Source organism: Paenibacillus sp. WC2504, from assembly GCF_052682475.1.
The window spans coordinates 2,780,438-2,794,653 of the sequence record NZ_JBQZFH010000001.1 but is presented as its reverse complement, the minus strand read 5'-3'; the positions used below and the strand labels follow the sequence as shown (position 1 = coordinate 2,794,653).

Sequence of the window (14,216 nt, the reverse complement as noted above, 5' to 3'; positions counted from 1 at the left end):
TTCTCCTCTCAACATGCCCCCGTCTGCAAGGCGGGACTTGTTATATAGATACGGAAAGACCGTCTAGTACCGCGTTAATTTCAACATAAGGATAACCATGAGCTTCAGCAACAGCTTTATACGTGACTTTACCTTCAATCGTATTAAATCCTTTTGCTAAATCTTGATGCTGCAATCCAGCTTCTCGATAGCCTTTATTGGCAATTTGCAAGCCATATCCGACGGTGACGTTCGTTAAAGCCACTGTAGAAGTTTGTGCGACAGCGCCAGGCATATTGGCAACAGCATAATGCACAACACCATGCTTCACGTAGGTTGGATTGCTGTGAGTCGTAATTCGATCGATAGTCTCAATTGAGCCGCCTTGATCAATGGCTACGTCCACAATAACGGAACCCGGTTTCATTGTTTTGACAGCAGCTTCAGTTACGAGTCGCGGTGCCAGGCTGCCCGGAATCAATACGGCGCCGATCAGCAGATCCGCTTTCTTGACCGCCTCGGCAATATTGCTGCTATGCGACATCAACGTGCGCAGCCGTCCTTGGAATTGATCATCCAATTGACGCAGCCGCTCTGGATTTACATCAAGCAGCGTAACACTTGCTCCTAGACCAACCGCCATTTTCGCCGCTTGTGTCCCCACCACGCCCCCGCCGATAATTACGACTTCAGCTGGCGCTACCCCAGGAACTCCGCCAAGAAGGATACCTTTTCCACCCTTGGACTTTTCCAAAAATTGTGCGCCGATTTGAATGGACATCCTGCCGGCGACTTCACTCATCGGGGTAAGAAGCGGAAGTGAACCGTTATTTAGTTGAATCGTTTCATACGCGATTGCGACGACTTTCTTGTCCGTTAACGCCCGGGTCAACTCGGATTCTGCAGCAAGATGCAGGTAGGTGAACAGAATCAAATCTTCCCGGAAAAACCCATATTCCTCTGCAAGCGGCTCTTTTACTTTAAGCACCATCTCCGCCGACCAAGCATCCGCTGCCGTAGGTACGATTGTGGCACCTGCCGTCAAATATTCGCTATCCTCGAAGCCGCTACCCAAACCAGCGCCGGTTTCAATCCAAACCTCATGTCCGTAATGTTTAAAAGTGGCCACACCCGCAGGTGTAATCCCAACTCGATTTTCATTGTTTTTAATTTCTTTTGGCACACCAATAATCATGTTCACGCATCTCCTTCGCCTATGTCCAAAATTGTTCTTGCTGTATGGCATCCACAAGATGAATCATATCAGCCGCTTCCACTTCACCGATGTTGCCAATTCGGAACGTGTTGGCGTTCGTAATTTTCCCCGGATAAATCACAAAACCTCTGAGCTTCAATTTCTCATATAAGGTTTGGAACTGGAACGCATCGCTTTCCGGATATAGGAACGAAGTAATGATCGGCGACTGCAGTGCCTCCGGCAGCAAGGTCTCAAAGCCGAGAACCTTCATTCCTTTGACGAGTGCCCGCTGGCTTGTTTTGTAACGATTGTATCTGGCGATAACGCCACCTTCATCCGCCAATTCTTTCAGTGCTTCATAGAAAGCACGGACGACGTGGGTTGGCGATGTAAAACGCCATTTGCCATTGTAGTTCTCCATTTTATCCCACTGGTCAAACAAATCGAGGGAATGGGAACGCGCCCATCCGGCGCACTTTTTCATTTCATCAATCTTGGCGATAATAAAACCGAATCCCGGAACACCCTGAATACATTTGTTAGCGCTGCTGATTAAGAAATCAATCTGTAGATCCGCGATATCCATTGGAATTCCGCCAAAGGAACTCATAGCATCTACGATATAGGTTTTGTTATATTTTTTGACAATGCGGCCAACAGCTTCTATAGGGTTCAACATGCCTGTCGTCGTCTCGCAATGAACAACAGCTACATGTGTAATATCCGTTTCTTTGCACAGCGTATATTCCAATTGATCCAAATCCGGAGGTTGAACCTCCCCGTTATCCAAGAGAACGAGCGGGATATTCAGCATTTTCGCCATTTGGGCCATCCGTTGACCATAAGCACCATTTGCCATAACCAGAATTTTGCCATCCTGTGGAATAACGCTACCGATAACCGACTCTACACAAAATGAACCGCTGCCCTGCATAAGAACGGAGGTGTAAAGCGAAGTCTCCTTGGTCGCTAATTGGACAAGTTTAGCGCGAATATCCTGCACAATTCGGTTATAATCATCATCCCATGTGCACCAGTCTTTCAACATGGCCGCTTTTACCCTTTTGCTAGTCGAAAGCGGGCCAGGCGTCAAAAGCAAATACGGGTTATCCTCAATCAAATCTATATTCATAGTTACGTCCTCCCTCGTTTTATTCATCTATTGGCCACCTTTTGCCAAACGGGCATTAATATCATCAATGACTTTCACAAGGTCACCGATCGTCGGAATCACGTAGTCGGCCCCTGCTTGGCGGAAACGGTCTTCAACAACGTCCATTTTCGCTGCTAATTCCTCAGCTGGCATCGTATTGACTTCCTCCTCGGTAAGACCGAGCTCGCTTCCTCCTTTTACAACCCCAACACTCCATGCGCCTGCATTCACACCTTCTTGAATATCACTGACAGTATCGCCTACTTTGACAATCGCCTGGAACGGATAAACCCCTAGATTCGCGGCATTCGCGTAACACATCCACGGATACGGCCGCCCGGCATTCACTTCGGAAGGAGTAACCAAGGAATCCGGCTCATACCCTTTCAACTTGGCCTCCCGGCTCACCACTTCCATCATTTCCGCCGTATAGCCAGTCGTAGAGCCAATTTTCAATCCTCTGTTCCGCAGTTCCTTCACTAAGTCCAGTGCACCAGGGATAGGGTCCGTATAATTCGGTAAAATTTCAAATAGCAAAGGTTCAAAATCGGCATACAGGTCATCCACATCCGCATTCGTCGGTAGAGCCCCAAATTTGTCTTTCCACAACTGAGCGATTCTCGGAATGCTGCATAAGGTATGGATATGATCCCATTTCAATAGTCCCATCGGACCGCGTGCTTCTTCAGCTGTAATGGCAATGCCCCGTTTCTCAAATATCCGCAAGAATACGTCCAGTGGCGCAAAACATCCATAATCAACCATCGTACCTGCCCAATCAAAAATAACGGCTTGAATACGACCTTCATAATTTTTCGACATCATTACCATCCCTCTCTTAGTTCGCAAATCAATATTTATTCTGATGTGATCCACTCGACATGCATTTGTTCCAGTTCTACTTCCCATTCTTCCGGTGCAGGAACATTGCTGACGATGACATCGATATCCCGCAAATCCGCCATTTTATAAAATTGCACCATACCTATTTTGGAATGATCGGAGACCACAATGCTCACTTTCGCATGCTCCATCATCTTCTTCGCTAATTGACCGCGTTTCTCATCAAAAGATGTGATCCCTTTGTCGATCATCATCCCATCGATGGAGATAAACGCTTTGTCTGCGTAGAAATGCTCCACCATTTTCTCCGCCAATGAGCCGACAACCCTGGATTGCAGGGAGCTTACTTTGCCTCCGATGAAAAATATTTCCCCGGAGTACAACTCTCTGTTCTTATACTCAATTAGCAAGTGAAGCGCAGGAATGGAGTTTGTCAAGATCGTGAGATTTTGCTTATCAAGCAAATGTTCGATCATCTGCATCGTCGTCGAGCCATCATCGATAAAAATCACTTCATTGTCCTGGACAAGTGCTGCAGCCCACTTGCCTATTTTACGTTTCTCCTCCACATTCAGTACTTTTCTGTTCAAATGGGAGGGTTCTTCCCGCGAGCGATTAACTTTCACCGCTCCGCCGTAGACCCGCTTCAGCTTGTTAGCCTCTTCAAGATCCTCCAAATACCTGCGTACAGTCTCCGAAGAAACCTGAAGCACCTCAACAAGCTCATTGGTAATTACTTTGCCTTCGGCATTGATCTGATTAAGGATATACTCCTTACGTTCTTCCCCGATAAGTGACACGAACGCGAACCTCCTTGCACAACTGCCTCAATGTTTGTTCATAGCGGCTACTTTCGAATTTGCCATGCTTCCGTTTTCTTTCTTACTTTTTTGGAAAGGAGCGTGTAAAGCAGTCTTACGATAATATTCGTAATCACAATGAGCACCGCCATAGCTGCCGCTGCTGCTACATCTCCTGCATCCTCCATACTCACCAGCGCAACTGCCGCTAAGTTCAAATCCGCTGACCGCAGAAATACAACAGCAGAAACCGTAACCATGGAGTTGACAAAGAGGTACATGGCAATTTCTATGATTGCCGGCAGACACATAGGAACCGTTACTCTCAGCAATGTTTTGTAAAATGGCACGCGCATCGATTCAGAAACGAGTTCGAATTCTTTATCCAGCTTCTTCAAGGCTGTCGTCGCCGTGATGAACGGCACGCCATAGAAATGGGTGATATTGGCGAGCACAAGGATAATCATCGATCCATAGATCCAGTTCATAGGATTGTTCGGATTATTAAAGAAAAAAATGTACGCTAAACCTATGACCATCCCTGGCAGTGCTAACGGCAGCACAGACAGAAAATAGCCAATTTGCCTAAGTCCGTTCAAATGACGCGATTTCTCAATGAGATAGGCGAATAAGAACGTGACGATGGTCCCGACGATTGCTGTAAAAAACGATACCTGCAAACTGGTCCAGAACGGATCAAGTCCTGATCCTGCGACACCGGAGAAATCATAATGTTTGAAGCTGAAATTTAAGTTATAAGGCCAAACTTTAATCAACGAAGCACACGCGATTGTTATTAATGGAATGAGTATTAAAATAGAAATGACTACTCCGAACAATTGAAAGATGGTGTCTCGAACTTTCCCCCCGGCTATCCGATAGGGAGTTGATTTGGAAGAAAGCATGGAACGCTGTTTTCTTTCTACCATTCGGTCAACTACAAAAGCGACGATTGCCGGAATGGTTAACAAAATGCCCACTGTAGCGCCCATTGACATATTTTGCTGTCCGATGACCTGCTTATAAATATCCGTGGCTAATACGTTGAATTTACCGCCTATGGCTTGTGGCGCCCCGAAATCCGTAAAACAAGCCGTGAAACAAACGAAGATTGCACTGATTAATCCATACTTGACCGAAGGCAAGGTAACTGTCAGGAACATTCTCACCTTACTTGCCCCTAATGTCTCCGCCGCTTCATAAAGCCGCTGATCTGTGATGGATAATGCGGTAATAAAAATGAGGAACGCTTGCGGAAACAAATAAATGACTTCAGAAATAACAATTCCCCCAGGACCGTAAATCGGGATACGGATACCGCTGGGCAATAATCCGAAAAAACCAGATGTCAGAATGCCTTGATTGCCAAAAAGATACGTTAAAGCAATACCGTGCATCATGGTCGGCTCAAAAAGCGGGAGCATGGCGACATAATGCAAGTAGGCTTTACCTCGAATCGCCGTCCGGCTAATCCCATACGCATACAGGAAAGCCAGGGTGACGGCAATACCTGTAGAAAGCAATGAAACCCACACCGTATTCCACAAGGATTGCGCCAAGGAAGGTGTCGTAAAATACTTAATGAAATTCTGAATCCCGATGAATTCTGCATTCGTATTGAAAAAAGCTTTACTGAACAGTAAACAGAGCGGCACTAAAATCGTGAACGATAAAGTGATGACGAGTAAGATAATAAGGAAATTTTGCAAATTGAGGATTTCTCCCCAGTTTCGGCGAACAGACGGTGTCCAAGCAGCGCTTTGCTTCTCCATCACGCAGTCACCACATCATCCGGGGTAAAGGTAATGACTCTCTCTTGCGGAAACTCAACCGATACTTCAGCAAACTTCATCAAGTTCAATTTCTGTGCATGCTGTGCAGAGACATCCACGGAAAGCAGCTGATTTCCTAGCAGATCTTTCAGCTCACGGATGGGCTGCAATAGCAATCTATAAAACGGACCTCTAAACTCCATGTGCTTAACGACAGCTTGGTAACCTGAACCTGATGAAGAAATACGAAATGTTCGGGTCTGACAGCAAAATTGGTGAGCGGTAAGTCTCCTTTGCGTGGCCCGTAGGCCAAGAAATTAATGGAACCTATAAAATCCGCTACAAAAGGCGATTCCGGTTGATCATACACTTGCTGAGGGCTTCCTACTTGCATAATTTCAGCATTATTCATAACGACAATCCGATCCGCCATGGTCAATGCCTCTTCTTGATCATGTGTCACCATGATGGTTGTAATGCCCAATTTTTCTTGCAGGCTGCAAATTTCTTCACGCAGTTTGGTCCTAACTTTGGCATCTAACGCTGATAATGGTTCATCCAGCAAGAGAAAATCAGGTGATAAAACAACAGCTCTGGCAAGTGCAACGCGTTGCTGTTGGCCGCCTGAAAGCTGGGACGGATAACGTTCTTTCAAATGTAGTAAATCGACTAGTGAAAGCGCCTCGCTAACTTTGTCGTTGATTTCCTTCTTCGTAAGTTTCCTCCCCTGCAAGCCGTAAGCCACATTCTGAGCAGCCGTTAAATTTGGAAATAAAGCGTAAGATTGAAAGACCATGCCAAAGTTTCGTTTGGATGGCGGCAAATCTGTGATGTCCTTGCCTCCAACCGTTATTCGCCCGCGCGTCGGTTTCTCAAGACCGGCGATAATGCGCAGCAAGGTTGTTTTGCCACAGCCGCTTGGGCCAAGCAAGCAAATGAATTCATTCTTTTTAATATCAATATTTATTTCTCTAAGCGCTGTAAAGGAGTCAAATGTTTTGTTCACGCCTTGAATGGATAAATAGGCTTCTGGCATAAGCTGCCTCCTTGAACTTAGATTTGAGAAGGAAGCGACTGCTGACCTAGGCAGATCCGGACAGCAGCCGTTTCATTAACTTGATAGCGGGTTATTTCGGCTCGCTCTTCGTGTTATAACGTTGATCCCATTCAGCCAGAATACTTGCCCGATTTTTCGCAATTTCATTGAGATCATTTTTGATCAATTGTTTCATCGGGTCCACTTTGTAACCTTCAGGAAGTTGCGAATTATCGGTTTTGATCGCTAAGATGGCATAATTTTTGTTGTATTCTTTCATAGCTTCATCTGTAACAGCCCAGTCCAGGAACTGCTGAGACACTTGTTTAATCGTTTTCTTCTTAATCAGTGCATTGGCTTCTACATCCCACCCGGAGCCCTCTTTCGGGAATACAACTTCGACCGGGGATCCGTTCTTTTTCTCCTGCAAGCCGCGATATCCAAAAGAAATGCCGATTGGGTATTCGCCCGTACCCGCCAACTTGGCCGGCTTCGACCCGGAGTGAACATACATGGCAACATTATCATGCAGTTTGTTCATATAGTTCCAAGCTTTATCTTGGCCCTCCAATTGGATCAATCCAGATACCGTCAGAAAACCTGTGCCTGAGGAAGAAGGGTTAGGCATGGTAATAAGCCCTTTATACTCCGGCTTAATTAAATCGGCATATGATTCAGGAATGGGCAATTTACGCTTTTCCATCTCTGTTTTGTTGACGATGAAAGCTGTTTCCCAAGCATCAATGCCCACCCAATGTTCCGGTACATTTTTATCTTTAAATTCAGGAAGTATGCGATCTACCCCTTGCGGAGCATAAGGTTCTAACTGATTACTTTGATCTAACACCAGCAAGCTTGTTGCCGCTAATCCCCACACAACATCTGCTTGCGGATTATCTTTCTCGGCCAGCAGCTTAGCCGTGATTACCCCCGTCGAATCTCGGACAATGTTAAGTTTAATATCAGGATATTTCTTCTTGTAACTAGCTAGATAGCTCTTGATTGCATCATCTTCCAGTGCCGTATACACCGTCAGTTCCTTACTGGTTGAATCTATACTGCTTGTTCCAGCAGGGCTTGCGGCTGCTCCAGGTGTCGACTCATTGATGGTTGCAGATTTGCCGCATGCCGATAAGAAAGAAACTAACGTAACCGCAACGACTAAACCTCTAGTTAATTTTTTCATTGTTCCGATTCCTCTCCTGGTTATAATCTGTTCCTTCCGATAAGACACACGCTTCTCTCTACTTTAATTTTGTATGGTCTGGATGCAAAACGTCGTTTTCGCTGATCGACTATCGATCAAAGATCCCCCCCACATCGTTTTCCTTCAGTAAAAAACATAAAAACAACTTAAACTAATTGATTTTAATTGTTTTTAGTTGTTTTTATAATGAAATTATAATCCGATCCCCGTGGATGTGTCAACTATTTTATGTCACAAAATATAACATTAACATCACGTAGAGCTACCGAAACAAGCCGACTCATCGGAAGATTCCCTCCTAATAAATAAAAAAGATCTGCCCCAGTTTCGGAGCAGACCTTTTATTCATTTAACTGACTTCACAAGCGTGGAACAAGAATTTCTTTCAACTATTTTACTTTGAATAATGACATTTCTTTGGAAGTCATTAGGCAGCACGCCTAGTTGTTTCATTAACATTCTGACGGATTGAGCACCTAATTCCGAAGGTTGCAAGTCCATACTGGTAAGCGGCGGGTTTGATTGAACCATCATGGAAAGATCACCACATATTACGAAGACTGAAACATCTTCAGGGACTTTGAGATTAAGATCTTTAATTGCATTGAGGGCACTGAATGCTGTACGGTCATCATCTGCAATTATTGCGGTTACTCCTTTCCTAAGTTCCCCTAAAGTGGTCATTGTTTCCTCATAGCCGTAATCCATGTACACATTTGAACTTAGATCAGGCTTATGATGAATCATGTGCTCTTCAACTTGAAGATGGTGATCTTCCATTGCTTTGATAAAGCCCTCTTTTCTATCGATGGATACCGTCATTAACTCGTTGGCATTTAAAAACATGATATTCCGATGTCCTTTTTTAATCAAATATTCACAAATATGATAACTAACTGCTTGATTATCATTATCTACACTATAACTATTAAGAACCGTTGAATTCATGACCCTGCCTACCGTAACGAATGGAATATTCTCCGAAGCCATCAGATGAATTCGCTCATCATTGGTTGTTGGACGCATGACAACAGCCCCATCGATTGGGTAACTAGACAAGAAAGGGGTTTGAACCTTTTGCAAAGGAATCATATCAAGCAGCACCCGGTATCCGTAATAGGAAGCTTCGAGTATGACCCCATTGATGAATTGCGTATGAAATGCACTAAAAAAGAAGTTGCCATGCGGAATTGTTAACCCGATCGCCATCGTTTTCTTTGTCACCAAGCTGCGCGCGATATGATTCGGCACATAATTCAGCTGTTTGGAGATACGCAATACTCGCTCTTTCACTTCATTGCTTGTAGGCCTCTTTTGGCTAAAAACATTGGAAACAGTTCCCTTCGAAACTTTCGCTAATTTGGCAACGTCATCTATTTTAGCCATATCCTTATTAACATCCCTTCAGAAAACCATCCATTTACGCTAATTTGTCATTGAGCCGCTCGACTAAATCAATTAACTCCAGTGGGTGACTAATTGTATACTGAGGGATTTCACTTTCGTCTGCGTGCAGCTTCGGATAACGTGGCGTCCAGCTTAAGAAGATACTCGTGATCCCCATTTGGTTAGCCCCTTTGACGTCCCTGCTCAAGTTGTTTCCGACCATGACAATACGGTTGCAGTCCTGTTCGCTGAGATCTAATGCCCCTATCGCAGCTTTGAACATCCGAGGACTTGGTTTGGAGGCTTTGACCGTCTCCGAGTACACCATCGTCGTAAAATAATCGTACAAGCCATTTTGTGTCAGAATATTTTTGAAGGATTGCGCATTGCCGTCGGCTACAATCGCTAGTGTATACCCCCGTTCAGCCAGCGTCTTCACCATGACATCGGCTCCTGGAATCACATTAGCTTGAATGACAATATCATGATCATCTCTAATTTCCGTACCTTCATCAATAATGGTATCGCCACAGTCCAGAAAAACAATTAGTTTCTTTTGTGCTGAAATATTCGTTGTATTATGATTCATGAATGACACCTCTTAGATTTAATTGGTTCGCGTAGTGACACGCAGCAAAATGGTTATTGTCATTGTCTACAGTTTGAAGCTCCGGTTCCTGCTGCACGCATTTGTCCGTTTTATACCTGCATCTTGGGTGAAAATGACAACCGCTTGGAGGATTAGCCGGATTAGGAACCTCTCCTTCCAGAATAATTCGATCCTTCTTCGTATCGGGATCTGGCTCTGGTACGGCTGACAAAAGCGCTTCAGTATACGGGTGCATCGGATGGGTAAATAAAGAATCAACAGGCGCCAATTCTACGATTTTACCCAAGTGCATGACCGCCACCCTGTCCGAAATGTTTTGTACGATCGATAAATCATGAGAAATAAAGATATAGGTGATCTGAAGCTGCTCTTGCAAATCCTTCAGCAAGTTAATAATCTGCGCTTTAATCGAGACATCCAAGGCCGACACTGCTTCGTCGCATACAATGAGTCTTGGCTGGGAAATGAGAGATCTCGCAATCGCTATCCGCTGCCTTTGTCCGCCAGAGAATGCGTGAGGATAACGTTTGAGATAACTGACATTTAAGCCCGTCTTTTCTGCGATTAAGGTCACTTTCTCATCCAATTGTGATTTCGACAGCTTGAAGTTGGCCAAAAGCGGCTCAGAAATAATGTCATATACGCTCATTCTAGGACTAAGGGATGAAAAAGGGTCCTGAAAAATCATTTGAATATCTTTACGATATTTCTTGAATGCTTTTCCCCGTAATCCTAAAAAGTCGACTTGCTCTTCTCCCTCCGGATGATAGAGAACTTGACCGGAGGTTGCATCCATCCCTCTCACAATACAACGTCCTAAAGTCGTTTTACCGCAGCCCGACTCACCGACAATACTTAATGTCTCGCCTTCCAAAAGCTCAAAAGAAACATTATTCAGCACGCGGATGGAGGATGGTTTGCTAAACAGCTTATTTTTGGATTTCACTTGAAAATCCTTATTCAATTGATTTACTTTCAAAATTGGTTTAGACATCCTTATTCTCCCTCGCCCTCAGCCATGTAGAGAAAGCATCTCACCATATGGTTATCGGAAACATTCGTTTTGGGAACGGCCTGCTTATTGCATACACCCTCGATTCGATCTGAACAGCGCTCGTAGAACCCGCACATCGGCGGCATATTAGTTGCCATGGGAACAGTTCCATCGATGGATTCCAATCTTGCATGCCTGCTTCCGGATAATTTAGGCATCGATTTGAGCAACCCTTTGGTGTAGGGATGTTTAGGATTATTGAAAATTTCCTTAACTGTCGATTGTTCGACTATTTTCCCCAAGTACATAACAGCCACTTCATCACACATTTCGGCAATAATTCCAAGATCATGAGTGACCAGCAGGATAGCCATACCAAATTCACGTTGAAGCTCCTTCATAAGCTCCAACACTTGTGCCTGTATCGTAACATCAAGCGCAGTAGTAGGCTCGTCAGCAATTAGCAATTCCGGGTTGCAGGACAAGGCCATTGAAATCATCGCCCGCTGACGCATCCCCCCGGAGAATTCATGCGGAAATTGGTCAAAACGCTTTTCTTGATCCGATATACCGACTTTGCCAAGCATTTCAAGCGCGATTTTTTTAGCCTCTTTTTTGTTCTTCGTTCGGTGGATTAATATAGCTTCCATAATCTGATTGCCAATCGTGTACATCGGTGAAAAAGCAGTCATCGGCTCTTGAAAAATCATGGCTATTTTTCTGCCACGAATGGAGCGTATTTGTTTGCTCCGTGTAGGTAACGATAACAAATCCAACTGATTTAAGGTTTTCTCCGATTCGGAGTGATACACGATCTTTCCGGTGGTTTCGCATTCTTTGGGATTAATGCTAATAATTGCCCTGCTAGTCAAACTTTTGCCACAGCCGGACTCGCCAACAAGGCCCAGCGTCTTCCCCTTTTTTATGTCAAAGTCAACGCCATCAACGGCCTTCATTTCTCCATTATCCATTTGAATGCGAATTCTGAGATCTTGGACAGACAGTAGGGGGCGTTCAGATTGTGATACGGTGGCTTGCGATGTCATACTATCCCCTCGCTTTACACTAGAATGAATTACTTCTTGTATGGATCGGCAGCATCGCGCAATCCGTCGCCAAGAAAGTTAAAGGTTAAAACTGTCACAATAACAAAACCTAAAGGGATCAGTTTCCAGGGATACAAAGCAACATTCTCGATCTGTTGTGCTTCTTGGAGCAAGACGCCCCAGCTCGTAGCAGGCGAGCGTATTCCGAGCCCTAGGAAGCTCATTGCTGTTTCACCAAGTATCATGCCAGGTATCGCTAAGGTCGTTGCCACAACCAAATAGGAGATAAATCCAGGCAATAGATGTCTAATAATGATTTTTGCGTCACTGACGCCGGCAATTTTGGCTGCCAACACATACTCCTCATTTTTCAAAGAGATGAACTTTCCTCTTGCAACCCTTGCTAATTCCGTCCACCCAATAAAGGCGAAAATGATGACAATATACAAATACATAGTGACAATTGGAACCCTAGCCGGAATGGCAGCTGACAATGCCATCCAGAGAGGAAGCGTCGGAAATGACCGAATGATTTCAATACTCCGCTGTATAATCGAATCGAGCCAACCGCCGAAATAACCGGACACCCCTCCGATAAATAATCCCAAGATGAAGCTTATTGACACGCCAATGAGAGGAATACTTAATGAAACTTGACTCCCCAGAAATACACGGGAAAGTAAGTCCCTACCCATGCCGTCCGTACCGAATAGAAATATGCGTCCCGGCGCATCGACGCCAAATAGATGAATATTCGTTGAAAACAGTCCTAAAAACCTATAGGTTTCACCTTCTACCAAAAAGCGAACAGGGTGACGAACATTCTCGTCTTGGACAAATATTTTACGGAGCGTCACAGGATCTCTTCCTGATTTCAGTTCATTCACGAACGGTCTCATATGGAACTGGCCATCTGCATCCTTAAAGCTTACTTTTACTGGAGGTGCGTTTACGTATTTACTGTCATAGCTTTGCAAGCCATAAGGCGCAATAAACTGTGCAAATAGGGCCGCTACATAAAAGCATGCAAGAATCGCCAAGCTAATCCGGGCCAATTTATGCTTTTTTAAACGACGATACATGAGTCGCCATTGTGAGCTATGAGAAAGATCACTTTTGGGAGTTTCTTTTACTGGAGTTATCTTTTGTCTTCCGACAATTGGAATTGTTTTCATGGTCACATACCTCTGAACTCTGTGCGAATTTTTGGATCGAGCCATGCCAATAAAATATCTGAAATCAATGTCCCCAGAACCGTCAAAACAGCCATAAACAACAGCCATGTACCCGCCAAGTACATATCCTGCGCTAAGAGAGCGTTATACATGACCGGCCCTTGGATGGGAAGATTGAGAACAATCGCCGTAATGGTGGAACCTGTAAATATAGAGGTCAGTGACCAACCAATTGTGCTCACGATCGGATTCATAGCTGCACGTGTCGGATATTTGATTAATATTTTTGTTTCCGATAAACCCTTTGCTCTCGCCGTCACCACATTTGGCTTATTTAATTCGTCCAGCATCTGACCTCTCATAACTCGAATCAATTCTGCTGTATTCGCTAAACCAATGACGATAACAGGAATGATCATATGCTTGAGTAAATCCAATACCTTATCTAACGACCAGCCTGCATTAACGAATTCACTTGAAAAGAGACCTAACAAGGGATCACCAAAGTAAACATACGACAAATACATTAATATTATGGCCATTAAGAAATGCGGCGTTGCCATGCCAAGAAAGCCAACAGCAGAAAAAATATAATCACCAATTGAATATTGCTTTACGGCACAGTAAATACCGATCGGAACCGCCACTGCGTATGTGAATGCCATTGTCACCAAAGAGACGACAATCGTTAATCCCATATATTGCGAGATAACCGTAGTAACCGGCTTGTTATAGCTGAAAGAATAGCCGAAGTCGAAGTTCGTTATCATATTGCTCATCCAAGCCAGATACTGAAAAAACCAGGGCTGATCCAATTTCAAGCTTGCTCGCATTGCAGCTATATCGGCGTCTGACATGACATCGCCTGCAACCGACATTTTAGCCGCATAAGTCGACACGTAGTCACCTGGCGGAAGCTGAATGATGTAGAAAACGATCATGGAGATAAAGAAAATAACCGGTATAACCAAGACGATTCTTTTTAAGATATAGTGAAGCATCTCTACCCTATCCTCT

At 44.4% G+C, this 14,216-nt stretch carries 12 protein-coding genes and 1 pseudogene; all 13 read right to left on the bottom strand.

Features of this window, described 5'->3' with window-relative positions; all coding sequences use genetic code 11:
* Nucleotides 1–40 precede the first annotated feature (40 nt).
* Nucleotides 41–1,174 (bottom strand): alanine dehydrogenase, encoded by a 1,134-nt coding sequence (ald, locus tag ACUN27_RS12135; protein ID WP_315952575.1) that lies wholly within the window; start codon nucleotides 1,172–1,174, stop codon nucleotides 41–43.
* A gap of 19 nt (nucleotides 1,175–1,193) precedes the next feature.
* Nucleotides 1,194–2,294, bottom strand: coding sequence for a 2-aminoethylphosphonate--pyruvate transaminase (gene phnW / locus ACUN27_RS12130; protein ID WP_445560624.1), 1,101 nt, complete (start codon nucleotides 2,292–2,294; stop codon nucleotides 1,194–1,196).
* A gap of 42 nt (nucleotides 2,295–2,336) precedes the next feature.
* Complete coding sequence (phnX, locus tag ACUN27_RS12125) at nucleotides 2,337–3,152, bottom strand: phosphonoacetaldehyde hydrolase (protein ID WP_445560623.1); 816 nt, start codon at nucleotides 3,150–3,152, stop codon at nucleotides 2,337–2,339.
* 35 nt (nucleotides 3,153–3,187) lie between these two features.
* Nucleotides 3,188–3,973 (bottom strand): DeoR/GlpR family DNA-binding transcription regulator, encoded by a 786-nt coding sequence (locus ACUN27_RS12120; RefSeq protein ID WP_315952576.1) that lies wholly within the window; start codon nucleotides 3,971–3,973, stop codon nucleotides 3,188–3,190.
* Between the two features lie 47 nt (nucleotides 3,974–4,020).
* A complete protein-coding gene (locus tag ACUN27_RS12115; protein ID WP_445558976.1) occupies nucleotides 4,021–5,745 on the bottom strand; it encodes a putative 2-aminoethylphosphonate ABC transporter permease subunit in 1,725 nt (574 codons plus the stop codon).
* Nucleotides 5,745–6,781, bottom strand: a pseudogene (locus ACUN27_RS12110) (ATP-binding cassette domain-containing protein). The gene ACUN27_RS12115 and the pseudogene ACUN27_RS12110 overlap by 1 nt, the downstream one beginning before the upstream one ends.
* A 91-nt stretch (nucleotides 6,782–6,872) precedes the next feature.
* Nucleotides 6,873–7,967: a putative 2-aminoethylphosphonate ABC transporter substrate-binding protein gene (locus tag ACUN27_RS12105; RefSeq protein WP_445558975.1), complete on the bottom strand. Its 1,095-nt coding sequence runs from the start codon at nucleotides 7,965–7,967 to the stop codon at nucleotides 6,873–6,875.
* Nucleotides 7,968–8,333: 366 nt separating this feature from the next.
* A complete protein-coding gene (locus ACUN27_RS12100) occupies nucleotides 8,334–9,374 on the bottom strand; it encodes a LacI family DNA-binding transcriptional regulator (RefSeq protein WP_315952582.1) in 1,041 nt (346 codons plus the stop codon).
* 34 nt (nucleotides 9,375–9,408) lie between these two features.
* Nucleotides 9,409–9,963, bottom strand: a complete 555-nt coding sequence (locus tag ACUN27_RS12095) for an HAD family hydrolase (protein ID WP_445558974.1) — start codon at nucleotides 9,961–9,963, stop codon at nucleotides 9,409–9,411.
* Nucleotides 9,953–10,978: an ABC transporter ATP-binding protein gene (locus tag ACUN27_RS12090; RefSeq protein WP_315952584.1), complete on the bottom strand. Its 1,026-nt coding sequence runs from the start codon at nucleotides 10,976–10,978 to the stop codon at nucleotides 9,953–9,955. The genes ACUN27_RS12095 and ACUN27_RS12090 overlap by 11 nt, the downstream gene beginning before the upstream one ends.
* A 2-nt stretch (nucleotides 10,979–10,980) precedes the next feature.
* Entirely contained in the window at nucleotides 10,981–12,024 is a 1,044-nt protein-coding gene (locus ACUN27_RS12085; protein WP_326060914.1) for an ABC transporter ATP-binding protein, read from the bottom strand.
* A 29-nt stretch (nucleotides 12,025–12,053) separates the two neighbouring features.
* A complete protein-coding gene (locus tag ACUN27_RS12080; protein WP_326060915.1) occupies nucleotides 12,054–13,199 on the bottom strand; it encodes an ABC transporter permease in 1,146 nt (381 codons plus the stop codon).
* Nucleotides 13,200–13,201: 2 nt separating this feature from the next.
* Nucleotides 13,202–14,200 carry an ABC transporter permease gene (locus ACUN27_RS12075; protein ID WP_315952587.1) on the bottom strand — a complete coding sequence of 333 codons (999 nt, stop codon included), beginning with the start codon at nucleotides 14,198–14,200 and terminating at the stop codon, nucleotides 13,202–13,204.
* Between the last annotated feature and the right edge of the window lie 16 nt (nucleotides 14,201–14,216).